The 25,815-nt window shown below is 65.1% G+C and carries 11 protein-coding genes; 1 reads left to right on the plus strand and 10 read right to left on the minus strand.

Translation table 11 applies throughout. From position 1 onward, the window contains the following. Nucleotides 1–26 precede the first annotated feature (26 nt). The 9 genes from S58_RS31960 to S58_RS32000 all read right to left on the minus strand — a co-directional run bounded on the left by S58_RS31960 (nucleotide 27) and on the right by S58_RS32000 (nucleotide 10,464). Nucleotides 27–743, minus strand: coding sequence for an energy transducer TonB family protein (locus tag S58_RS31960; RefSeq protein WP_042341047.1), 717 nt, complete (start codon nucleotides 741–743; stop codon nucleotides 27–29). 35 nt (nucleotides 744–778) lie between these two features. Continuing rightward, on the minus strand, nucleotides 779–1,132 hold the full coding sequence (locus S58_RS31965; protein ID WP_015669580.1) for a hypothetical protein: 354 nt from the start codon (nucleotides 1,130–1,132) through the stop codon (nucleotides 779–781). 148 nt (nucleotides 1,133–1,280) lie between these two features. Then, entirely contained in the window at nucleotides 1,281–1,685 is a 405-nt protein-coding gene (locus tag S58_RS31970) for an ExbD/TolR family protein (RefSeq protein ID WP_015669581.1), read from the minus strand. 5 nt (nucleotides 1,686–1,690) lie between these two features. Beyond that, complete coding sequence (locus S58_RS31975; RefSeq protein ID WP_015669582.1) at nucleotides 1,691–3,667, minus strand: DUF2341 domain-containing protein; 1,977 nt, start codon at nucleotides 3,665–3,667, stop codon at nucleotides 1,691–1,693. After that, the gene (locus S58_RS31980; RefSeq protein ID WP_015669583.1) at nucleotides 3,667–5,313 is read right to left on the minus strand and encodes a ShlB/FhaC/HecB family hemolysin secretion/activation protein; all 1,647 of its coding nucleotides are present in this window, start codon (nucleotides 5,311–5,313) and stop codon (nucleotides 3,667–3,669) included. The genes S58_RS31975 and S58_RS31980 overlap by 1 nt, the downstream gene beginning before the upstream one ends. Before the next feature lie 258 nt (nucleotides 5,314–5,571). Then, a complete protein-coding gene (locus S58_RS31985) occupies nucleotides 5,572–6,543 on the minus strand; it encodes a FecR family protein (RefSeq protein WP_042341050.1) in 972 nt (323 codons plus the stop codon). A gap of 260 nt (nucleotides 6,544–6,803) precedes the next feature. Then, nucleotides 6,804–7,361, minus strand: coding sequence for an RNA polymerase sigma factor (locus S58_RS31990; protein ID WP_042341051.1), 558 nt, complete (start codon nucleotides 7,359–7,361; stop codon nucleotides 6,804–6,806). Nucleotides 7,362–7,477: 116 nt separating this feature from the next. Next, nucleotides 7,478–8,284 carry an energy transducer TonB gene (locus tag S58_RS31995; RefSeq protein ID WP_083938713.1) on the minus strand — a complete coding sequence of 269 codons (807 nt, stop codon included), beginning with the start codon at nucleotides 8,282–8,284 and terminating at the stop codon, nucleotides 7,478–7,480. Nucleotides 8,285–8,526: 242 nt separating this feature from the next. Next, a complete protein-coding gene (locus S58_RS32000) occupies nucleotides 8,527–10,464 on the minus strand; it encodes a substrate-binding domain-containing protein (RefSeq protein ID WP_015669587.1) in 1,938 nt (645 codons plus the stop codon). Between the two features lie 418 nt (nucleotides 10,465–10,882). Between S58_RS32000 and S58_RS32005 the strand changes: the two genes are divergently transcribed. Beyond that, nucleotides 10,883–11,479 (plus strand): RNA polymerase sigma factor, encoded by a 597-nt coding sequence (locus S58_RS32005; RefSeq protein WP_015669588.1) that lies wholly within the window; start codon nucleotides 10,883–10,885, stop codon nucleotides 11,477–11,479. Between the two features lie 45 nt (nucleotides 11,480–11,524). Here the strand turns inward: S58_RS32005 and S58_RS32010 are convergent, their stop codons facing one another. Next, nucleotides 11,525–25,567, minus strand: a complete 14,043-nt coding sequence (locus tag S58_RS32010; RefSeq protein WP_015669589.1) for a filamentous haemagglutinin family protein — start codon at nucleotides 25,565–25,567, stop codon at nucleotides 11,525–11,527. Between the last annotated feature and the right edge of the window lie 248 nt (nucleotides 25,568–25,815).

The raw sequence follows: 25,815 nt of genomic DNA on the forward strand, positions 1-25,815 counted from the left end.
TTTTAGTTCGTCATGTTTGACGGAAATCAGCTCGGCCGGCTCGCGGTGACACGCGTCACGATCGGCATCGGCATGTCCTTCGGCGGCGGCTGGCGTAGCGTCAGGTTGCCGAGCACGTCTTCGCGCAGCGCCTGATCCAGCGCCGCATCACCCGTGGACGAGAGCAACTGCACCCGGCTGACTCGTCCGGAGCTGTCGGCCCACAAGCTGACCTGCACGCGGATGACTGCCTTCTTGGTCTTGTCGTTGGCGCGCAGCGCCGACTCGATCTGCTGCTGAATGATCGCCGCGTACCAGCCCCACCGGCTGCCACCGCCGCCTCCACCACTGCCATAGGGACTGCCGCCGGGCTTGCCGCCGAGGCCGAACAGGTCGCCGGGGCCGGTCGCCTTCGCATCGAGCGACAGCGGGCCCGGTGGCTGATCGTCCTCGGCGTCCTTGATCGGCTTGTCCTGCCGCGTGTCGACCGGCTTCTCCTCTTTGAACTCGGGCTCCGCCATTTTCGGCTGCTCGATCATCTTCTGCTCAACCGGCGGCGCCACCTTCGGGGGCGGAGGCGGTGGAGGCGGCGGTGTAATCTTGAGCAGCGTGATCTCGTGAACCTGACGCGGCGGAGGCGGCTGGTCGCGTTGGGCGAGGACCCAATAGGCGACGCCGCCCAACGGCAATGCGATCGCGGTGATCGTCGCGGCAAAACGCAGCGACGAGCCCAGCCGATTCGGCTGCGCGTCAGGTCGCGCCAAGTTGACCGCTGCCTGTGTGCTGCTCTCGAGCTTGTTCACGACAAGCCCCCGTCCGACCGGGGCTCGCCATGGCGCTCGGCCATGTATTGCAGCACGAACTTCACCAACATGGCGAAATCCGGCGTCTCGAACGTGATCTTCGAATCCGGCGCGGCGGCGATCTTCAGAAGGAATGCCTCGGGCTGTTGGCGGACCTCGACATAAGCATCGCGATCGATCGACAATCGCGGCCGCAGACCATGCACCATGGTCATCAGGAACGGATCGCTTTCGTCCTCACCACGGACGTAGAGGTCGCGCAATGTCGGCACCAGGCTGGCGAGCAACGCCTCGCTGCGGACCGGAAACGGCAGCACCGCCGCAGGCTCGTCGCAGTCGGCCAGCGACATCGTTTTCCCTCCGGATCGCGCCGGCATCATTTGCATCCGTCGACGCCCGACGAGTTCACGCATCTGCACGAGCACGCCATCCTGAGGACGACGCGAGCCGGGCGGTGGAGAGGGAGGCAATTTGCGCATGTGATCCAGCCCGCCTCGATCACTTCACCAGCGGCTTGGTCGCAAGCCCGACCTGGGTCAGGCCGATGCGGCCCAGCAGGTCGAGCACGTCCATCACGCTCTGATACTGCGCCTGCGCATCGCCGCGCAGCACCACCGGAAATTCCGGCGTCAACGCCTTCTGCTGGATCAGGCGCTGCTCGAGCTCCGGCAAGGTCACCGGAATCGTATCGAGGAAGATCTTGCCGTCATTGGCGACGGTGATCGCCTTGGTCGTCTGCGTCGCGAGGCTCGGCGCCGCCGACGCCTTCGGCAGGTTGACCTTCTGGCCCTGCACAGTTGCCGTGGTCATGATGATGAAGATCACCAGCAGCACGTAGGCGAGATCCAACATCGGCGTGATGTTGATATCGTCGTAGGGCTTGGAGTCGGCGTTGATCTGCATGACCGCTACTCCGCCGCCATGCGGCGATCAGGCTGATCGGCGGAATAGAGCTCAGCGAGCAGCGTCACCAATTCGTCGACGAAGACCTGGATGTCACTCGTGAGATCCTTGATCCTGGAGATGAGGTAGTTGTAGCCGAACAGGGCCGGGATCGCGACGCCGAGCCCCGCGACAGTCGCGACCAGCGCCGCGGCGATGCCGGGCGCGATGGCGTTGACGTTGACGTCGCCGCTCGCCGCGATCGCAGCAAAGGTGATCATGACACCGACGACGGTTCCGAGCAGGCCGAGGAATGGTCCTCCCGAAATCGCGATCGTGAGGATCACCATCAGCCGGTTCAGGCGCTGGATCTCCCTGACCACGCCGCCGTCGAGTGCGGCGCGGATCGCAGCGATCGACGTTGCCGAGAGATACGGCAAGGAGCCTCGAACCGAGCGGCGGCGGATCTCGTCATCTGCGATCCGATAGATCCGATACAGCGACGACGACCGCAGCACGATCGTATCGCGCTTGCCGAGGCCGCCCGCGAGCGATGCGACGGCCTCGGCATCGCCGCTGCCGAACACCGCGAGGTCGAACTTCGGATCACGATAGACCTTCAAGAAGCGCGCATTGGCCCTGGCCTGACGGCGCAGATAGGAGGCGCGGTCGAACATCACCATCCAGCTGACAGCGGCCATGACCATCAGGAAGCCGATCACTACCCATCCATCCAGCGTGACGGATTTCAGGATCACGGCGAAATAGCCGGACAGCCAGCTCGCGGTCTCCTCGTCCACGCTGAACGAGACGAGCTTGCCCTGATCCAGGCCCTGGCCGACCGCGGCGAGCCGAATGAATCCGGCCGGACGAGCGACCTTGCTGATCTCGAGCTCGTCGACGTCGCCGACGAACCCTGCAAGCGCCTGACTGGTTGCAGCCTGACCATCGCCGGCGCGAGCCGGCGCACCATTCGCATCCGCTGCGCCGGCATCGCCTGTGGGCGCGGGTTGAGCGGGAGCCGGATTGGCCGCGGCGATATCGCCCCCGATCTGCGCGGTGGTGTCCAGCGCCGGCAGAGCGGCGTCGAGAGCCGCGTAGGAATTGCCGTCGAGATAGAGCGTGATCCTGCCGTCGCCCGCGACGGCGGCCAGATGATGCCAGCTCGCGGCAGCCATCGGGACGCCGGCTGAGGTCCGCTGCGCGGAGCCGGCATTGGTCACTTCGACGAACGGCGCACCGTTGTCGACACCGATCACGATGCCGCTGTCGCCATTGCGGCGGCTGAACAGCGTCGCATTTGGTTGCAGCGCCGCCGGCTTGATCCAAAGCGAAAACGTCCAGCTGACGCCGGCGGCCATCGTCAGGGATGACGATGACGGCAAAATCAGCGGCGTGCGGCCGTCGAGCCGCAGGCCCGTGCCGATCAGCGAGCCCTCGGCCGGCTGTCCAACGCTCTGCGCGTTGTTGCCCCAGACCGTCGAGTCCAAGGCGGGCGTGCCACGCTCCGTGAAATGATACACGAGGACGGAATCGGGATCGTAGCTGCCCTTGGCATCAGCGACCGGCACCGCTTTCTTGTTGCCGTAATAGAGCCAGATCTCCGTCTTCGCGCCGGACGGCAGGCTCGGCACGGCGACCCAGACCAGCGCCTCGCCCAGCAGCGCATCATACTTCTCGACATGATGCTTCAACGGCGTCTTGTCGTCGCCGGCGACGAAGCGGAGATCGCTGCCGTCGTCCTTGGTGGCGCTGAAGCGGAAGTTGCCGGCATGCAGCCTGATCAAAACCGGCGTCGTACCGATCGGATCGGTGATGTCGGCACCTGCAGCGCTCGCGTCGATGCTGATCTTCTTGCGCAGCTGCCATTCGTCGTTCCACCACGCGCGTGCCGGAGACGATAGAACTGCCAGTGCGGCGACCACGCCAAGCAGCCTTGCGGCGATGCGCTTCGCTGCTTTCACACGGCCGCTCGCGCTTCCGTCCTTGCATCCCGTGATCATCAGAATTCGCCCCAGAGCCGGATATTGAGGCGCGGATTGCCCGCGCGGGTATAGGTTTGGTTCGTCATCGGCACCGACAGCGCAAACAGTCCGTTGAAGCCGCTGAACACCTTGAAGCGGCTGCCGACGCCATAGCTCCAAAGGCCCGTTTGCGACGTCTGATCCGGGAGCGGGTGCTGGACATGGACAAGACCGGCATCGGCAAACAGGAACAGCCGCGTCTCGTTGAAGGTCGTGAAGCGCGGCGCGCCTTGCCCGGTCTCGTCCTTGAGCTGCTTCTGCAGCATCGCGCCGATGTCCGGACTGCGCAGCTCGATGTTGCCGATGACGCCGTCGTCGCCCAGGGCTTCCGATTCGAGATAGCCGCGCACCGTGTCGAGACCGCCGGCACTGATCTGCTCGCTCGAGACCAGAGGCCCATCAGCCTTCTGACCCTGCAGCCGCCCCCAGAGCTGATAGCCTTCAGGCAGCTCCTGGGTGTGCGAGACATCGACGTTCACATGCGTGAAGCTCGCGGACGCCGCATAGCGCTTGTTATCGAACGCCTGATGGTCGCTCGACAGCGGGCGCAGATTGGAGGTGAGCGATGCATTGAATTGCGTCGTGAATTTTTCGCCCTGAAACGTTCCGGTATAGCTCGCAACCGCGGGAAAATAGGTGACTGGCGACGCGAAGCCGCCGCCATTCAGGGACACCAGCTGGAAGAAGTGCTTGTAGTCGACGCCGGCGGACAGCGTCTGCGTGAAGCCGTCGCGGCCCGGCAGCGTCATCACCGCGCGCGTGCCCACGATCTGGCCCGGACCGACGATGTTGGTGCCACCGACGGTCGCCACGTCGCTGTTCGACTTCACTGCGTAAGCCAGCAGCGCAAGCCAGTCGACCGGCAGACGCGCCAGATAGGATGCCGAGAAGACTTCCGTATCCTTCGGCCGCTGCGGCGCGACCTGATAGCTGACCGTCAGCGAGTGTCCGAGCTGCCAGAGATTGTCATAGTGAGCGGTGGCGATGGCCCTGGTCGCGGTGGTGTCGCCGGACCGTCGGTTATTGACTTCGAGGCTGCCGTGAATTGGCGCCTTGTCCTCGACATTGAGGTCGACGTCGACCGTTCCCGGAGTGACGCCGGCACGCAATGCCGGCGTCACGCGGCGATCCGGCCATTGGTTGAGCGCGTAGATGTCCTTGGTCAGGTCGTTGAAATTCGGGACAGTGCCCTCTTTCAACGATGGCGCCCCGTCTTTGATCTTGTCCGTATCGAAGTAGCGGGAATTCTTGACGCGAAGGCGGCCGACCTTGAGCTCTCTCACCTTGAGAATGACGACCTTGTTCGACGGGTTCTGAGGCGGGACCTCGACCGAGACCGTCTGAAGCCCCTTATCGTGATAGGCCTTCTCGAGCGCCGCGCGCGCCTTCTCGACATCCTCTGCCGTCCTGTTCGGACCAAGGAAGGGATAGATGGCCTCTTCGAGGTCGACCTGCGCCAGCTTGTCAGCGCCTTGAACCGCGAAGTCGTCGATATCGAAGCGCTGCAGCGGGCCGGCCGCCGGCTTCGCCGGAGCTGGGCCCGCCGGCGGCTGCTGCCCCGCCACAGTCTCGGCCTGCGCCGGAGCGACACCGCCGGTGACGATGGCGCTCGCGGACAGAAGCATGGCGGTCGCACCGATCAGTATCGGCCGCGCCGACCAACGCCCGCCCCGCTCGTAACCAATTCTGACCCGCACGGACGTCCGCTCACCTTCGGGCACGCACAGGACGCCACGGCAGGAAGCCGCAAGCATGGTGCCTCAGCAGGAAAGACGACCGGCCCCCCAGGAGACTGAATCGGAATTTTAACGAATGCTTCTTTGGACCAACCGATTCGCGGATCGTCGGCGTAGCCGACAGCAGCATCAGATGAGCGAAGCGCATCAGCTCAGGAGAACGAGGCCACCGGGCAAAGAGCGTGCCCTGGCTCCGAACAGGCTCTCGGCCTGACCGATGAAGTCATCGAGGCGATCGAGATGAAACGTCCCCGAGATCATGCGTCGCCCGAGCTGATCGTCCATGACCACGATCTTGCCCGGCCGATAGCGGTTGATCTCGGTCACCAGGCGACTGACGGGCCAGTCACGCACGATCAGAAGGCCGTTCTGCCATGCCTTGGCCGAGTCCGTATCCAGGCGCGAGGTCGACCCAAGTCCTTTCTCGACCGAGTAGGACACCTGCTGGGCCTTGAAGATCTTGACGACGCGGCCCTTGCACGTGACATCGACGCTGCCGTCGAGACAGGAGACGGTCACGAAACCACCAAGGCACTTCAGGTTGAAGTCGGCCTGCAATGCGGTGATCTGGCCGCCCGCGGCATCGATGACGACCGGATCCTGCGCGGTCGGCCCGCACTGCACCGCGGCCTCGCCCGAGATCAGTTCGAAGCGCCGTGGTCCGTCGGCTGGCCGCAGCGCGATGCTGGTCTGGGTATTGAGCACGACGGAGGCGTCACCCGCCAGCGTGACGCTGCGCCGCTCACCTTTGGCGGTCCGCATGTCGGCGGAAAGCTCCTGCAACGAAGGCCAGAGCTCCAGCGGCGGACGCAGCGCCAGATAGCCTCCGGCCAGTGACGCAGCAGCAGCCATGGCACCGCCGATCAGCGCGCGACGGCCGATTGCGGCGCGAGGCTTAGTCTGCGGACGGAGGGCTACTTTGCTGAACGCAGCATCGCCGGCGAGCTTGCGCGTGGCATCGCCGAAACCACGCCATAAAGTCACCGCCTGCCGAAACGCCGCTTCATGTTCAGGGCTTCGCTCTCGCCATGACGTCAACGCAGCAGCATCGTCCGAGGTGGCCTCCCCGGAATTGAGCCGGATCACCCATGCCAGGGCCTGACGAAGCGTCTGGTCCATGTCCGAGTGGCTGTCGTCGCCTGCGATCAAGATGAGGTCGCTCGCTCGTTTCGGCGGCAGAGGGACGGTTCCCTCATGGCAACGCCCCGCGGTCATCTGATAGACGATTCGTACAGCGCAGGACCGAAATGGAAAATCGATGACTTCGCACGCTTCAATCTCGACCTCGGCAGCGCCGTAATTCCATTCCGGCGCACGTTCAGCGCTGAATAGCGTACAAAGCCGGAATGCGGCAAGCTTCCTCGTGCTGGATTGCCGAGCTAATTGCGATCGCCGGATCGGGACAGCGCACGGGGGCCAAATCTGCGGACGACCTTGCGCCCGAGCCGACGGCTGAGATGCTCCATGGCGTGCTGCAGATCGAATTCGACGGTACGCACGTTGATGCCGAACCGCGTGGCAATCTCGCGATGCGGCACGAGCTCCAGATGGGCGCTGATGAAGACGTCGCGCTTGCGCGGCGGCAACTCCGCAAGCGCCCTTTCGAATTGCTCCAGCTCGAAGCGGGACTCGACCTCAGCAGCAGGTCCCGGCCGCTCGTCGGGCAACCCCATGATCGCCTCGATTTCCGAGGCGTTCAGGAGCCGGCGCTCGCTCTTGCGATGATCCTTTGCCAAATTGAGCGCCATCCGGAACAGATAGTCGACGGGACTGCGGACCGGCACGGCCTCCGAGACGCGATCCGCCCGGACAAAGGCCTCGTGAAGCGCCTCGCGCGCGACGTCCGGCGAGCCGAGACAGCGCGTCAGGCGGCGGGCCAGACTTTCATAGTCCGCCGCGAGCACATCGCGCAGCGATTTGCTGTTCGAGTAGGACACCAACGCAGCCCCGTGACGCCGCCTGCATTTTCAGGCAGTTCTCAACCCCACTCGTGTACCTATCGGCGGAGAATGACAGAGACGTGACGACCAGAAATGGCGGCACCGTTGGCCGACTACTGTGGCAGATCGAACGCGATCGTGTAGTCCAGGCTGAGTTGTCCGGGCAACTCAGCCGGAATGCTCGGCAGCGGCTGCGCGCGCCTCACCGTGTCGACGGCGGCAGCGTCGAGAGATGCGACGCCCGAACTCGCCGCGATCCGAACGTTCGTGACGGTGCCGTCACGCCGCAGTGTCAGCACGAGACCGACCTGTCCATGGATGCGCTCGCGCTGGGCACGCTCGGGATAATACTGAAAGCGGGCGATATGCGACTTGACGGTGCGGACGAACGTCATCGTCTTTTGATCAGGCTTCGTCTGCATGACGACGAGCGGCGAGCCGGGAACGGCTGCGTCCCAGGCCGGCGCCGCGGGCAGGTGCGCCAACGTCGACCCAAAAGCCGTTGAATCCCGAGATTCCACATTCTCGGACCCGGCCTCGGCCGCCGTAGGAGCAACCGCCGGCGCCTGCCGCGGGGCGCTCGTGACTGCTGCGGTCGGCGCAGTCGTTGCAACGAGCGGCCGCGAGGCATCGGCCGACGGAGGTGCGACGAGACGCACCTGCATCACGTTATCGCTCAAGGGCATTCCTGTTCCGGCAGGCAGATGACGCAGCCAATAGACACCTACGGCCAGAAGAGCCGGAACGGTCATTGCAACGGCCGCCAGCGAGCGCAGCCCGATCGCAGGGGCGGCAGCACGCCAGTCATAGTGCTGCAACTCCTCATCGAGGTGACCGGATCGCAACGAGCTCTGCCGCATGGGATTCAGTCCATTCAAGCATGCGTGCGGAGACCAAGAACCGGGCCCCCGGGGGAACATCCGGCGCTGCCTGATTTTTCATACGGCGATCTTCGCAAGCCTCGCCAAGCTGGTATCGCGTTCTTGATCCGATGTCGAGGCGCAGCGCGATCGTTTCAACCGCACGGAGCGAAACTCGCTGACGTGTGATCCGACGTCACGCCATCGAGCTCGGCAGCTCCAAACGAAACCGGACGCCATGACGGCGTCCGGTCAACATCGTCGTAGGTCATTGCGCGGATCTACGACCCGCGCGGTCGTGTTTACTGCGCGCCCGCACCAGCAGCAACGGCGCTGCAGCCGTCGGCCTGGGTCGAACTGTCGGCGATGGCAACGCCGCTGCCCGCGGTCAGGTAAGACGAGCTGATCGTCGTCACGAAGGCACTATTCAAAGCATTGAAGCCGTTGTTCTGCAGCACACTTGCCCCATCCTGGCTCGAATAGAACCACGACAGGAAGTTGGTGATGTCGGTCACACGGGTCGGAGCAGACGTCGTGTTGTAGCAGCTGTAGAGGTAGGCGAAGGTTGTACCCGTGATCGGATAGGCGCCGGAGAGGATCGGCAGGCCCAGTTGAGACTTGCCGACAACGTTGATGTTTCCCACGATGCCATCGGCAGGAATAACGGTGCCGTCAGCCAGCGTTGCACCCGCAACATACGCCTGGGCGTAGAGATTCCAAGCCGTGTAGGTGGTGCCCGAAGGGACCGCGACGCTCTTGAACGCGTTGTCGGCCGATGCCGGGGTCGGCGCAACGAAGCTCTCCCCAAGGTCGCCCGGGTGATAGACACCACGAGCGCGCTGATCATCGTTCTGGACGCTGGCCGACAGCGGCGCGCTGGCGGCGGGGTTGTAGGGCTTCGCGAAGTCGTTGCTGACATAGCCGATGCGGCCGCCCAGATAATTGCCATTGGCATCCTGCGCGTTGCTGTTGACGGTGTCGGCGACTTCACCGGTGCCGTTGCCCGCGAGCCAGCCGCCGGCGCCGGTCGAGACGTCCACACCCTTCACGGCCTTGATGTTGGCGATCAGATTGGCGAAGGTGGTGGACGGCAGATTGGCGGCAGACGCGTTGGTCTTGGCGGCGATCGTGGTGGTCGTGGTCGTACCGGTCACCTGGTCGTTGAGCGTCACGACCGTGCTGGAGAAGGTGACGCCCACGCCGGTGAAGATCTTCGCGTAGTTGTGCGAACCATCGACGTCCAGCTGCGGGCAGCTGTTGGCGAGGAAGTTGGTGAGGATGAAGCTGGTGCCGGAGCCGTCGGAACGGAACGCGACCTGGATCGGCAGCGAGTTCGACACATAGGCCTGAGCGGCGCCGCCGTTGCCGGTGTTGTCGTCCATGAAGGTCTGCACGCGGGCCTGGCCGGCGTTGTCGAGCGCCGCGATCGCGGCGGTCGAGCTCCAGTCGCGCACCTCGCCAGAGAAGATGGCGCAGAGCTGAGCGGTCGAGAGCTGGATCGCCGAACCAGGAGTGCCGGCGGTGCCGGCCGAGTTGATGGTCCAGGTCGCGGTCGGGCTGTTGTTGGTGTTGACGACGACCGCCACCGGGGCCTCGATCAGGGGCAGCTGAATCGCGGCGCCGAAGGCGGCAGCGTTATAGGTCGTCGCCGACGACGCATTGCTGGCAGCGATCGACGTCAAGTTCTGCCAGTTGCTGGTCGAGGAGAAATTGGTCAGCGCGGTCGCCGTCAGCGTGTTCGGAAGCGGCGAATCGCCGGCGCCGAAGTCGACGCGTGCATAGGGATAGGTCGCAAGCGCCGGAACGCTGCTCTCGAGGAACACGGGCGGAACGGCCGGCAGCGACAGCGACGGAGCGCTGCCGCGCAGCAGCTGCTTCGAATCGTTGGTGATGAAGGCGCGCTGGCCGGCGCCGGAGCCGACAGCTGCGTAAAGACCGACCGTTCCCAGCGCACTGAGCTGGCTGCAGTTGGCGCCGTCCGGCGTTCCCGGCAGAAGCCCTGGCGTCGGGCCGGCCGCATTGAAGGCGCTCGAGAAGCTGTAACCGTCATTCGTCACGGTCTGCGCATTGTAGCAGTCCATCGCCTGGCGCATGGCGAGCGACACCAGCGTGCTGCCGCCGCCGTACACTGCGGTCTGGGCAACAGCAGGCTGCACCGCGGCAGCAAACGTCGCGGCGGCCGACAGCGCCAGCACCGAAGCGGTGCAGCGCAGGCGGCTGATCGAGGAACGAGTCGTCATCGGAAGTCTCCGTGGGGTTGCAGTCGGATTGCGAGCCCTCGATGCGGATCATCATCAGTTGGGAGGATGAGAACCCATCATGCTTCAACTATCAGTCGGACAATTGATCCATTCTGCGGCACGACCCGCGCGGGCATTGCGGACGATCGACGGCCCACAAAGCTCGCCGCATCATCGCGATCGGTGGCTTGCATTGGAGAGACAATCGGCACGACGTCTCGGCGAATCTCTTTCGTGGAAAAATCTCGCGGATGTTCGGTGATCGAGCGGAGCTTAGTGTGAGCCGTCGCAAAGCCGCATTTCAGACACGCGCTGCAATACATGTCATGGGTCAGTCATCGTCAGCCGGTACGTTATTAGTGACGAGACCTTCGCGGCCGCGTGTTCCGAAAGGTCAGCCTGGGGCGGGCGTTTCAGAATGCGGGATTCGGGCCGAGCGGCGTTGCTGAGCGCGCTGATCGATGGCTATGACGAACTTAAACGGCGACTCGCGCGCCGATTGGGTTCGACCGAGCTGGCGGCCGAAGCGCTTCAAGACACGTTCCTGCGCCTGGAGTGCGGCAACGACGTTGGCGCCGTCCAAAGTCCGCGCGCCTATCTGTTCCGGACTGCGCTCAATCTCGCAACCAATCGGCGCGTCGCCGAGAACCGCAGGCTTACGACATCGGAGATCGATGCACTGCTGGAAATCCCCGACGACTCGCCCGATCCCGCCCGCATCGCCGAGTCACGCTCCGAGATCGCCGCACTGGGCCGCGTCATGCTGCAACTCTCCGCGCGTCAGCGCGACATCATCTTCGCCACCTTCGTCGACGAGCTGCCGGTGCAAGAGATCGCCCGACGTCATCGCGTTTCCGTGCGGAGGATCCAGGTCGAGTTGCGCGAGGCGCTGCTCCATTGCGCCGGCCAGCTCGAGCGCTCGCTGGAGCGGCGGCTGCCGTCTCGGACAGACGCTCGCTTGTCGCGCTGCCCTCCGGGGCGATCCTGGACTCCGGCGCTGAAGGACACCGGTTAGTCAGGGAGCTCCGCGCTCATTGGCGCGGAGCCCGACGTCCGCTGCTCACGGCCGCGACCGACAGTCCGCAGCACCTTCCTTGCAGGCCTCAGATCCGGAGGCGCTTTGAGGTGCCGTCGCGCCGTTACCATTCCCACCGCTCTGGCTCGTTCCATTGCGAGCAGGCGTGTCGCCGCCGCCTCCCTGGCCGCCGCCATAGCCGAGCACTTCGACGATGATCACCGACGCTCGCCCGTCCGCGGACGGCTGCTGCGACGGGGCGAGCTTCTGCGGCGCGGCAGCCGTGTTGTTGCCGAGCGTCAGCGCCGCCACCGGCGGTGGCGCGACGGTCGGAAGGCCCGTCGCCGAGCCCTGCACGTTGATGTTGAAGGCGTTGAGGATATGCGCCGCTCCAAGGCTGAGATTGCCGGCGACGCGAATGCCGGCCGAGCCCGCGTCGATCGTGCCGGTCGGCGCGTACAGGTTGACATCGCTCTTGCTCGGGTCCTGTCCCTTCAACGTGATGAGCGCCGCGATGCCAGCGCCGGTCACCAGCCCCGTCGGATTGAGGTAGCAATAGCCGTTGGCGTCGCAGATGGTCTGCTGCGGCGGACTGGCCGCATAGGTCTTCGAGCCCTGCCCGGCGTTGATGTCGCCATTGGCGGAGAACAGGTCGATGTCGCCGCCCTGCATGGTCATGACCCGGCTCTGCGCGAGCTGGATCGTGCCGTCGCTGTAGCCCCGGATCGTCCCGCCGGCGAGCGTGAGAATTCCTTCCTGGATGGGCGACAACAGATCCTGTCCATTGCGGCCGACATTGATGTTGCCGCCCGGCATCAGGATGCTGATGTCGCTGCCCATCTGTGTCTCGAGCACAGAGCCGCCGAGCGAGATCGTGCCGGTGACGATGCGATTGGCAGCACCGTTGACGCCATTGCCGGGCCGGTTGTCGGTATAGCCGAGCGCCGCCGGGAACAGCGTCGAGATCGCGGCATAGGCGCGGCCATACTCTCCACTATAGATGCTGCCGGGATCGTTTCGGTCCTTGCCGACCCGGATGAGGAAGTCGTTGAAGCTGCGGTTGATCGCAAGCTTCTCGCGCAAGGTAGGTGTATCCTGCCCGGCAGCGATCGTGGCGAACCTCGCGCTCGCTGCATCCTTGCTGATTCCGAGGACCCCGGCGACTTCGGCCAGGAAATCGAAGCCGACATCAGGCGCCGTCGGCGCGATATAGTTGTTGATGAACGCGACGTAGTCGGCGCGCGCACCGGTGCCGAAATAGCCGCTCAGAGCCTGATCGACCAGGCTGTGCTGCCTGTCGACGGCAAGCGCATTGAAGTCGCTCCAAGCCTTGGCGCGGCTGCCAGCGTCCCACGACTTAGCCGGATCCAGCCCATCGTTGAGCTTGGCGGCGATCAGCCGCAACAGATCGATCCCGCTGGTGCCCGATCGGGCCGGGTCGACATATTCGGCGATCACCGCTGCGTAGTCGACGCGCTGCGGCTTGACGCCGGCCATCACATAGATGTCGGCGCTCTGGTTCGGCAGGTATTTGACCAGCTTTCCCGAAAGAGAAGCATCCGTATTGGTGCCGTAGTTGATGCCGTTGCCCGCCGCAACGATACCCGCGTAACCGTTCTGGCTTTGACGGAGCGGACCGATGTTGCGCCCGGCCTGGATCAGCCACGAGCCGGGACCGTAGAGGACATAGGAGCCGCCGATGATCGAGTTTCCCGCCACCAGCGATGTGACGTCGCTGACATTGTTGTTCTGGAAGGTGATGGTCGCAAGTCCGGCATTGGTCTCCGGGACGCCATCGATTGCAGAGGAGAGAGCTTTCTCTGATACGATGTTGTTACCCGCTGTCATGTCGGCCGGCTTGATCAGCGTGATGTTGCCCGCCATCGTGATATCCTGTCCCGCGGCGATGACCACCGGCACCGGATCATTGGCGTGTAGCGCCTGGGTCAGATCAGCAAAGGTCTGCCCGAGCGGATTGATGAAGCTTTGAGCGGTGGCGGCACCATGCACATATCTGCTCGACGCTCCGGTCGCCAGATCCAGCATGGAGATCCCTGAGCTGGTACCGATATTGATCGACTGCGCCGCCATCAACGACAGCGTTCCCAAAGCCGCCCCGGCGGAGCTCGGGATCGGGACGATGTTGATCACCTGCCCCGCGGCGGCACCAATCATGATGGATCCATTCAAAGCCGTAACGTCGAGGGTGGCGGGGTAAACGCCGATGACAGAGGTGCCCGTGACGGCAGTCACGGTGCCGGTGGTGGCATTTCCTCCCTTCGCCACAACCGGGAGGGCGGTCGCGGTTGCGATCGTGACGTCGCCAGAAACAGCGGTCAAGGAAACCCCGCTCTGGGCTCCGTAGCTGGTGAATGGCGAGCCCATCCAGGTGGACGACGTGGTGGGCGTCGTTCCGCCCGGCATGATGATGGATGGCACGGAGTACACGGCGAGCTGAGCCGGATCGTAGACGGACAAGAGATTGATGCTGCCGCCCGCCGTCGCGCTGATGAAGCCGTTCTGCACGCCGAGGATCATGTCCAGCGGTTTTGAGGTCGGCGACGTATTGGCCGACTTGGCGGTCGCGTTGGAATTTCCGGTGACCAGCGTCGCCGACAGCGACGAATTGGGATCCGCGCTGATCGTGCCGGCGGCGTTGATCCGGCCACTGCCGAGACCGACCAGGAAGTCGCTGCTCAGAAGATTGCCGCCGGCCTGCACCAGCAGATTGCCACCGCCATAGGTGATCATGTGCGCGGGATCGCTGGCGGTGAGGCCGCCTGCGACGATCAGTGTCTCCGGAAGTGAGACCCCGATCTGCTTGATGTCGCTGCCCGCCACCAGGGACGCATTGCCGCCACCGAGCGCGCCGATGCCCTGGTAGAACGATGCGTAGTTGATCCAGGCCGCGGTCTGGCAGCTGGCAAGGAAGGTGCAATTGGCGAATGGCGTCGCCGTCCCGTTGCTCCAGCCGCCATGAAAGTACCAATTGTTCCACAGCTGCATCATGGACTGATAGGCCTTTCCGGACTGTGATCCCGAAGCGTCGTCGACCGGCGTCTCGACACCAACAATCGACTGACCAGCGGTGATCGACACCGAACCGCCACCAGCCGCCCAGGTCGGCGTGTTCAAGAATCCGTTGATACAGGTAGGCCCCCCGCAATTGTCGCCGAGTGGGACCGCCAGAGCGGTGAAATCAGCGGGCGTGGATGTCGCCGCGCCCGCAGTATAGACGGCGCCCGGCGCGGACTTGTCGAGGAGCTGGAAGTTGCCGGCAGCCGCAATGGTGATGCTTCCCGTCCCCGTGCGCACAAGCGTCGGAACCATGGACGGCTTGAAGGTCGTTGCTGTCGTGGTTCCCGTCGGCGTCGTGACCAAAGCGGAATTCACGTGACCGTCAACGTTGACGTTGCCCGTCCGGGTTCCCGTGAGCGCCGACACAGGCGTGACCGCGTATGGGTTCGCCGTCGTGTCGCGATTGGAGGTGAACGCCGCGCCCGCGACCAGGTTGATCGAGAACGAACCGTTGTTGACACCTTGGACCCGCGACATCAGATCCGCTGCGGCCGTCGTATTGTAATCGGCCACTTTGCCCGACAGCGCCGGGTTGTTGGCGATCAGGTCAGCCACGGCGACGGATCCGCCGAAGTAATCCCGTGTCTCGTAGAAGCCATCGCTGATGGTGGCCTTGACGGCGACGTCGTTGACCGCACGCACGGTCAGGACACCGGGTTCCCCAGCGGCCGTTCGATAGGCCAGGGGCGTATTGGCCGTGGCGACGAGCTGCCCGGTGTAGTTCGTGTAGTTCGCGAGAAGCTTGCCGGCAACGTCCGTGATAACGGTATTCGGGGCGACCGACGCGCCGTTCACGGCAGTGAATGCCGTGGCGTTGGTCAAGCCCTTCACGCCGCCGAGATTCCAGTTGCTGGCGACGGTGACGTTGCCGGCATTGATCGACGATGACGGGTTCGACAGCACAATCTCGGGACGCACGTGCAGGATGGCGCCGAGCCCGCTGGCGAAATCGAACGCGTCGCCGTCTCCCGCGCCGACTGAGCCGGCGAGCGACTTCTGCACGAAGCCCGCCAGGGTGCTCTGATAGAAAGTGACGTGATCGGCGTTCGCGGTGGTCGGCACGAAGATGCCGATGCTCTGGGCGATATTGGTCGTCTGCGACAGCGAATAGGATTGCTGGACCGTATATTTGGCGGTCAGGGCGACACCGTTCGCCGTCACGGTCGGAGCAGTGGCGTAGGTCGTATTCGGATTGGTGGGAACGAGGCCGGCGATGAGCAGGTTGGCGGTCACAGTTGCCGCCGTCGTGCCTCCCGTCACCGTCAGCGTGACCGGGCTGGTATAGCCGATAGCGGCGGCGTTGCTCACGGTGACCGCAGAGACGGCACCCGCACTGACCGTCACCCCGGTGACGACCAGCCCGCTTCCTCCGGTGCCGCCCGTCAATGTCACGACGACCGGATTGAGTGTCATGGCAGCGTCAGAGTAACAGGTGAATGTCGCACCGCCGCCTTTGCAGTTGTTTCGCGTTGCTGTGCCGAAGCCCGACCCGCGGCTGGCCGTTGGCACCGTCAGCGCTCCGGTCTGGGTGGTCATGATCGCCGCGGCCACGCCGCTCGCACCGCCGACCAGGATGGTCGGGACCGCCGTATAAGTCGTCGTCGTGCTGTAGCTGATAGTATCGCCGGCGATCACCGTGCCGGCGACTCGCGTGCCGGTGCCGTCGAACCAGCCGGCCGGATCGATGATGCCATCGAAATGCTTGCCGGCGGTGGTGCCGTCCATGGTGCTCCAGGTCGCATACGCGTTCAGCGCCAGACCGCCGCCGGATGTCGATCCGTTGGTGACGACATTGCCCTTGAAGCGCACATTCACCGTGGAGTCGCTGAGCAGTGGCGCGCGCACGATGACCTGACCTGCAGGAGCCGTCGGGCCGCCGCTGACGTCGAGCAGTGCGCCGGCATCGACCTTGATCCAGCCGGAATTGGCGCTCGTCACGAGCTGGAACCCATAGGTGGGGTCATAAGCGCCTGCCGTTGGCGTTCCGGTCGTGGCGAGGGTGATGGTGCCGCCATTGGGATTGGTGGCGCCATTGTCGACGGACGAATAGCGGCCGAAGGTAGGATCATCCTTGGTGACCGCGTTCGCCAGCAGCCGTGCCGTCGATTGGATCCACACGCCACAGGAGGTCGTGCAGCTCGACGAGGACGGCAACGTGCCCGTCCCGAACAGCGAGATCTGGCCGCCGCTGAGGTCGCGCGCGTCGATGGTGCCGCCAATATTGACGCTACCGCCATTGGCGGTGAGCTGGACATTTCGCGACGTGAGGACAGCACCTGCCGGAAGCTCGATGTTGCCGGTCTGCAAGGTGACCGTGAAGCTGCCGGAGAAATTCGGCTTCGTCCCGTCGAGCGGCAGCGAGCCGCTCAGATTGCTCGCGAGCAGGCTGAAATTGCCGCCGAGATCGTTGAACCGCGCCGCGCCACTCAGCGTGCCGGCCAGCGTAGCCGTGCCGATCGTGCCATTGTTGCCGGTCTGGATCGCGAGCGAGCCCGCATAGCCAGCGTAGGGATTGGAGACGTCGATGCCCGCGCCGACGATGCTGACATTGCCGAGGCTGGATATCAGCTGCACGCTGCCAGCCGGCGCATCCATGAACTGATCGTTCACCGGCAGGCGCACGCCCTGGGCGTTGATCGCAGCGCCGGAGGTGAGAACGACGTCACCCGTCGCGGCGGTCAGGTTGACCTTGCCGCCGGCGGCATCGATCTGCACGCCGTTGCGGGCCGTGACCGATGCGCCGTTCAGCGCCAGCGTGCCGCTGATGCTGTTGTCGCCGACGAATACGCCCGTGCCATTTCCCTGCGCCACGAGATTGCCGCGCGCCGTCACCGTCTGGTTCGCGCCGGCTTTCACCACGACATCCGGCGCCGACAGAGTGAGATCCGAGCCGCCCCAGATCGAGATGGTCGGCGTGCTGGTGTAGCCGGTGCCGCCGTTGGTCAAGGTCAGCCCGTTGATGCCCGAGCCGCCGAGCGTGGCAGTCGCTGTCGCGCCGCTGCCGCCGCCTCCGGTGATGGTGACGAGCGGCGCGCTCGTGTAGCCGGTGCCGCCATTGGCGACGGTCAGTGCGTTCAGCGTGGCCACAGCCTGCGCCGAAGCACCGGAGCCACCGCCACCGGAAATCGTGACCGTCGGAACGCCGGTGTAGCCCGTACCGCCGCTGACGTTCACGCCGACGACGCCGAACTGCGGTTGCAGTCCGACGGTGGGCGAGGCGGTCGTGCCGATGGCCGCGCCAGTGCCCGAGCCCGCGGTCACCGTCACTGTCAGATTGGCGAGGACCCCGCTGAAGCCGGAACCGCCCGAGATGATGTTGATGCCGACAATGGCGCCGGTGGAGCTGGCGACGGCCGTTCCAGTGGCGGTGGCTCCGGTGACCGAGTCCTTGATGGTGACAAGATCACCGGTGCGATAGCCTGATCCGCTGCCAGTCGTCGACACGTTGAATGATACGATGCCAAGCAGTGCTGTGCCGGTCGCACTCGTGCCACCGGTGCCGGAGATCGTCACGGTCGGCACGCTGGTGTAGCCCGTGCCGGCACTCTTGATCGACACAGAGCTAAGGTTGAACTTGGCCGTCGCGGTGGCGGCGGCCGTATCGAGGCTGCCTGTTCCGGTGAAGGTGATGCTCTCGGCCGCGTTCCAGTTGACCTTGCTGAATCCACCGAAGCTCTTGGCGCCGGCGTCCGCGGTGATGACCTTCGCGGCATTGAGGTTGAGCGTGCCGCCCGCGCCTGCGACGACGGCCGGATCAGCGCTGACGCCGGACGCGCCGCGGCTGTTGACAAGGGTGATGTTGGTGGCCGCGATAGTGGCGCAGTACGCCGAGCAATCCGTGGCCCCTGTCCCGGTTGTGTTGCTGCCGATGCTGTAGAAGCCGGACCCGTCGAATGTCAGCGTACCTATCGGATTGGCAGCGTCGCCAAGCGTAAGGGCCGTCTGGTCGTAGAAGTCGAAGCCGCTGTTGCTGCGCAACGTCACCGACGAAGCACCGGCAAACAGGCTGTTGAACTGACCCGGGGTCAGGTTGAGGCCGCTGGCTGGCAGACCCTCGGGGCCGAAATTGAACGTGTTCGCGGCGATCGACAGATTGGGCGCCTTGAGCGTGACGCCGGTGGTCGATACGCCGCCTCCGCCCGAGAAGTCCGGGGCGAACGCGCCGGAGCCGCTGGTGTCGATCATCAGCGAATTGCCGGCCGTGATCACGACACCGGCGCCGGCAACGAGTTGCGCAGTTCCAACAGCCGTGCCGATGGTGAAGGTCCCGGTGCCGGTGGCGCCGCTGCGGGTGACGGACACCATGCTGCCGTTCGAAACCCGCAACAGCGCGCCGTCGCCGCTCAGCGTGATGTTGCGGCTGGTGCCCGAGACAGCTCCCCTGGTGCTCACGACGCTGCCGGTGTCGACCGTGAGTCCTCGGGCGCCGCCTGCCTGGGTGACCAGGATCAGCTCCGGACCACTGAGCGGATGCTGTGCATCGGACGCGACCTCGAGGTTTGTTGCGATTGCCGTGATCGCGCCCGGCGAGGTGACGGACGCGGTGCCGCCGATCAGCACGCTGCCTGCGCCGAAATTGCTGATCTGATCGGCATCGAGGAACAGGTAATTGCTGAACGCCGTGCTGGCGGTGAAACTGCCATTGGCGGCGACGGTCCCGAACTGACCCAGCCGATCGCTGGCGACGACGGCAATGTTTGCGGCGGCAATGTCGACCTGCCCGGTCGCTCCCTGGATCGCCGGCGCGAGATCGCTGCTGCCCGCGGCAAAACTGTTCTTGCCGCCGAGGCTCAGCTGGCTGGTCGCGCCGATCACGAGCAGCCCACCATCGACCGGCAACGCCGTCGGGGCCAGACCGTTGTTTGCCGCGTAGCTCGAGAAATAGCTGGTGCCGCTCGTGATGTTGATCTTGGAGTATTGCCCCCACACCGCCTGCGATTGCAGCTGGAACAGCGCCGTCTGCGAGGAGCGGCTGCCGGTGATCGCATTGCCGAAAGAGCCGGTCACATAGACCGAGCCGTCGGCGCCGGTGAAGCTGCCGGCCGAACTTGCGGTGCTGGTCGCGTACTGGACCACGCGGTAGGCGCCGGGCAAGGTCGCATACATGCCGGGAAGCAGCACGTAGGTGCCGGCGGCGATCCCGTTGCCGCCGCTCAAGGTGACGGAGGTCCCCGGCGCGATCCCCGCGGCATTGTTCATGGCAGAAGCAGGGAAGCTCGACAGCTTACTTCCGCTTGTGACGAGACCGGCGGACGTGACGCTCTTCCCGGAATAATAAGGATAGGTCGCAAAGACCGGGTCATAGGCGGCCACCTGGGCCTCGTAGGCCGGCACCAGCGCGTAGACTTGGCGCCCGTCGGCGTATGTTGACGAATAATTGGTGGAGGTGCCGCTCGATGTGACCGTCGAAACCTGCTGATAGTTGAGCAGGACGTTTCGGGTCCCGCCGGTACCCGGGACATATTCGACCGCATACACGTCGCCGCCGCCGCTGGCATCGATGCTGCCGCCCAGCTTGACCGAGGAGCCGAAGACGCTGATCGATTTTGCCGGCGCTGCGGTTTGTTGCGTGACGGGATTGCTGCTGGTGGTCGTCGCATTCGCGTTCAGATTGAGGCCGTAGTACCAGGTTGCGCCGTCGACCGTATAGCCGTAGGGGATGTCGAACCCGCCGGTCGAGACGGCGGTCAGACCGCCGGCCCCGAGCGTCACCGATTGGGTCTGCACCAACGCCCCCGAATAGGTCGTGGCCGACGAGGCTACGACCGACCGGGTCACCGCCAGCGGCATGTCGGCGGCCGAGCGCAGGCCGATGACGACGTTGCCGAGCGGCGCCCACAGCGTGCCGTCCTGCTCGATGTTCTGGGCGTCGAGCACCAGCGTTCCGCCGGCCGACAGCGGGGCGGTCGGCGAGCTACCAGCATATTGCTTGATGGTGAGTGTCGGCGAGGAATCGCTGACGCTCATCGTCGACATCAGCAGATAGGCGGTGTTCGTGGCCGGAAAGACTTCGGACGCGGTGATGGTGAGCCGGCCGGGCGTGACAAAATAGCCGCCGAGCGAGGTGCCCGTCGGCGTGACGGTTTCGCTGCCATAGCGGCCGGGCAGCAGCCGCACCGCGCCGGCCGTGGTCAGCGCGGCATTGGCAACGTTCACGAGGGACAAATCACCTTGGAGATCGATCCATTGCGTGACAAAGCGTCCATGGGATACTCCGTCGGAGCCGATAGAGAGCGTGCCATCCGCCATGTTCTTCGCTGCCGGCGGCGATATGGCCTGCTCGAGGCTCGTCCCCGCGAGGCGGATATAGCCGGCATCGAGCGTCACGGTGGCGCCGCCGACGCTCGCCGGCGTGTTCGCCAGATTGGCCAGCGTGGCGCCGGCCGGCAGGATGGTGAGGAGGTTGCTGCCGCTGTGAAGCACCAGCGATCCGGGCACCCTGATCTCCGTCGACCCGGCGAAGCCGATCGTGGCTGCCTTCGGCGAACCTTGCAGGTATCCGCCCGCTGCCAGCGTCACGGAACCGAGCCCACTATTGTTGATCATGTCGGCGGTCAGTGTGACCGTCGTGGCGGACGTCGCCAGGCCGCTCTGCGCAATCAGAATGCCGGACCTGATCCCGATCACCGATTGCGTATCGGTGTTGTAGACTGCGGTGGCGAAGACCGAGCTATAGGGCGCAAGCGTCCCCGGCAGGACAAAATCACCAAGCGAGAGTGATCCGCCTGCGGCCAGGGGGGCGCCCCCCGCCGCGGACAAGGTGCCGCCGAGATAGGCCGTGAAGGCGCCAACCTGCAGCGTGCCGCCATTGCTCCAGACAGCCTGGGTCTGGACCTTGCGCCCCATGGGCACTTCGATCACCCCCGCCGCACCGGCGATGTTGATCGTGGCGCCTGGCTGCACCTCGACCGTGTTGTTGCTGAGCAGGGTGACGGTGCCGCCATCATAGACCGTGCCGGTCGCATAGCGGGTCACCGTCGGATCGGGCACGAACACGCCGCTCACGTCGAGCATGCTGCCGGCCGCGAGGGTCAGATTGCCGAAGCTCGCGAGATTGACGGTCCCGCCTTGCGCCCGGACGCTGCCGGCCACGACCACGGAAGATTTGTTCGATACCATGGTGACCGTGGCGCCCGCCCCGGCGGCCACGCTGCCTTTGAAGCTGACCGCCTGATCGGCGACGATACTGACCGTCGCGCCTGGATCGGCCGTGATCGTCGCCCCCGCGCCGACAGTGACGCCGCCGGTCACGTTCGCCAATCCGGACTGCGACAGATCGATGCCGGATTGCGTGAGCGACAGATTGAGCGGTTTGCGCAGGCCATCGATCACGGCGCCGGCCTGGGCGAGCTCGCGCGCCTTTGCAGCGTTGGTTGCGATCCCTGTGAACGATCCAGGAGCCGGAGCAAGCAGATTGGTCTGCTTCAGCGTCAGCGCGGTGTTGGCGGCGACGTTGGCTTCCGCCAGTCCGATCAGCGCATAGCTGCCGAACCCGCTATTGTTGAAGAAGGAGGTCGGCAGATTGATCTGGCCGACGCCGCTGCTCTGGGTCTCACCCGGCGTGTAGGAGACGGCGCCGATGCCGCCGACCTGGATATAGGGGGCCTGCAAGGTAAATGTGCCGCCGCCGGCGAAGCCTTGGGCGTGGATACTCCCCTCGAGATAGGTGTTGGCGCGGTCGGCGAACGGCAGGACTTGAATGCCACCTGCGCCATTGTCAGTGAAGGTATAAAATCCGGTACCGGCAGTAACCAGGACGTTGTTGAGATTGTCCAGGATGTTGGTCGCTGCGACCGCATAGCTCGGCACGACGAATGACGACACCCCCGCATAGGTCTTCAACGCGACGCTGCCGCCCTTGCCGAGCGGAAGACGGTCTGCGCCGTTCTTCAACGACCCGTTGCGGTCGACATAGCCGCCGCTCGACGCATCGATCACACTGCCCTGTGCCAGCCTGATGCTGCGCGTGGTGTCGGTGACAGAGGTGAGGATCGTGTTGCCAGGGCTTGTGCTAAAATCCTTTCCCGATGTCGTTGTCCCCGAGGAAATCAGCGAGCCTGGGGTGTAGACGCTGCTCGCGATCGTGTTGATCGCAACCGAACCGGCATCGACATAGGCCGAGCCCAGCAGCGAGCCGTTGTCGACGCCGCTATCGTTGATCCACAGCCCGCTGACATCGAGCCGACCCGTGACGAGGAGATCCTGAAGCGCAACCGATTGCGAGATCCCGTTTGCGAGTGTCCAGCCGGTCAGGGTGATGCTGCCGCTGCGCGCCGTGATGGTGCCGTCGATCCGCTCGACATTTCCGAGGGTGACGCTGCCGCCCGGCAGTACCGTGAGCGCGGCATCCGCGGTCATCTGCAGCATGGCATTGCCACCGGTGTCGATGCTGACGCTGCCGAAGGCCGAGGATGTCAGGAGATCGCTGAACACCGGGAATGCCAGCGTGCCGTCGGCAAGCCGGACCAGCGTCGGTGACCAGGATGCTCCGAGCTTGAAAGTCGACAGGCCGAACGGATCCAGGCCGGCTTCGGCCCCGGATTCGAGCAGCACCGTGTAGGTCGTGCTGTTGGTGCCGGACAGCGCCACGCTGAGGCCGGCGCCCATCGGCATCGCTTCGAGACCGGCGCGCTGGCGCTCGCCGGCAACGATCGCGGATGCGAACGATCCCTCCAGGATCGGCGCGGCCGAGGTGAAGCTGGCGGAGCCGGCGCTGCGGCCGGAGATGTAGCCCGGATCGTAGTAGCCGCCCGCCAGCAGGCTGGCGTAGGTTTCGCTCACGCCCCAGCGCACATGATCGACGGTGAAGCCACCGAGAATGCCGTAGCTGAGATCGGATGGCGCGCTGCCGATGTTGTAGACGCGGCCGTTGGAGCCGACCACGCGCGTCGTGCCGACGAACCCCGGGGAATATTGGACATAACCGCCCGAAAGGTTGATCGAGGAGCCAGGCAGCATGATGGCATTCTGTCCCGCCGTGATCGCGAGCTTGCCGCCAACGGTCAGCAACTCGTCGATCGTCTCCGGAATCAGGCCGGTATAGCCCTGGGCATTGAGGAGCGGCGAACCGACCCACGACAATCCGTCGGCTCGCGTTCCGTTCAGCCGTGCGTCGATCGTGACCGTGCTGCCGATCAGCCCGCGCGCCAGCGGCGTATCCGCAACCTCGGCGGCCGTCACCTTGAAGCTCAGCAGATAGTTGGAGGTCGGCAAGGTCACGCCGGCGAGACCCGAGAGGTCGATGCCGCTGCCGGACTCCAGCACGACGGTGCCGCTCGTCCCGGCCGCCAGATTTCCACCGCTGATCGTCACGCCGGCACCCAGCTCGACGGCAGCGCCGGGGGCCTTGAGAAACGCGCCTCCGGTCCCGTCGGCGGCGCCCTGCAGGTCGACGTCACCGCTCGCCTTGATCGCAATCTGCGGCTGGACGTTGGCCGCGAAGTAGGCGGAGGTGGCCGTGCCGGTGGGGATGGTGCTGCTGTTCTCGTCCGGCAGGATCGTCGTCAGGCTGTTCGGTCCGAGCACGATGCTGCCGATCGCGCCGTTGGCCGTCGGGGTCGTGTAGTACGTGTTCAGGCTGATCGACCCGGGCCGGGTGACGCTCGTCGTGGCCTCGATCACCCCCAATTGTCGGATGCTGTCGGCGACCACGCTGACCGCGCCGTCATTGGAGACGATCAGGCCGTCATTGGTGACGAGGCCGCCATTCGGCAAGGCTGCGGCGAGTGATTTGGTCGCGATCGCCGGCGCGAGCGTGATGGAATCGCCGTTTGCCACGTTGACATAAACCGTGGTCGTGCCCGGCGCGAAGGACACCGCCGTGAGCGCCTGCTTGACCCCCGTCGCCGTCGATGACGGCTCGGCGAGGACGATCCCGCTTCCGGCGGCGAGGATGACCTGGCCATTGTTGGCGGTCAACGTGCCGGAATTGGTGACCGCAGGTGCGATCAGCGCGAGATAGCCGTTGCTGGTCGTCGAGCCCACGGCATTGGCGGTGATGCTTGCCCCCGGCTGCACCACGATGCCGCCGCCGCCGAGCGACCCCAGCGTCTGGTCGCCCATCACGAAGACGGCGGATTTTCCGCTGGCGACCGCCACGCCATTGTTGTTCGCGGCGGACGTCACGAACAGGCCGTTCTGCGTAAAATAGTCGTTGGCACTGCTCTCATTGGCAGGTGCGGCAAACGCGTAGGACGTACCGTTCGCGGTGACGTTCTGCAGGCTGTAGTTCGGGCTCGTGCCGGAGAAAGCCGACGCTGCCGCAGTCGAGGTCCCCGCGATATCGTGGGTGGTCGCGATCAGCGACCCCACATTCACCTGGCTGCCGCCGCCGAAGATGATGCCGTTCGGATTGATCAGCAGCACCGTGCCGTCGGCCTTGATGTTGCCGAGGATCTGGCTCGGCCTGCCTGTCGCGTCGACGCGGTTGAGAGCCACCCAGCCGGGATTACCCTGCTGATCGAACACGAGCGTGGTGTTCTTGCCGACATTGAACTGATACCAGCTCATGATCGCTTGGGAGGCGGTCTGCTTGATCGTGACCGTGGTCTGGCCACTGCCCGTGGACTGAACCGGCTGGTCGGCTCCGCTCCAGAGGTTGGTGGCCGTGCCGGCCTGCGAAGCGTTCACGACGCGCGGATCGACCACGAGGCCGCCGGTCGACAAGCCGTCCGTCACGGCCGGAAGACCAGCATTAAGACTGTTCGAGCTGCTCCCGGTCGCGATGCCTCGAGCGGCGGCCTGCGCCGCCTGCATCGCCTTGAGCATGGCCGCGGCCTTCGTCATCGCGTCCTGGGACTGCTTGGCGATTGTCGCCGCCTGTTGGGAGGCAGCCGAAGCTGCGGCGCTCGCGGCCGCAGCCGCGGACGACGCCCCCGATGCACCGAGCGGACGGGCGTGGATCGCGGTGCCGCTCAGAAACAGCGCGAGCGCACTGACGCAGCCGAGCCATGCCAGCCGGTGAAAACGGGCCGGAACCGCCCGGTGCGAGACATGCCGGTGCACGGCCATCGGAGCCACAGCAGGCGGCCGGGCCTCGCCCCCAACCGCGCGTTGAAACATGCCGCTCGAATGTGCCGCACGTCGCGGGCGCAAGGACGCGATTGCAGCTCGCCTCGCCTGGGTTGGCCTGCCCTGCAACATCGTGCGCTCCTGATTCCTGTCGTGCCCGCCGTGACCTCACCTGCAGGCGCGCGTCGGGAACGCGGCCGCCGCAACTCGGCTCACAGGTAAACAGACGATCGACCGGGGCCGGCACC

The sequence above is a fragment of the Bradyrhizobium oligotrophicum S58 genome (genome assembly GCF_000344805.1).
GTDB classification, from domain to species: domain Bacteria; phylum Pseudomonadota; class Alphaproteobacteria; order Rhizobiales; family Xanthobacteraceae; genus Bradyrhizobium; species Bradyrhizobium oligotrophicum.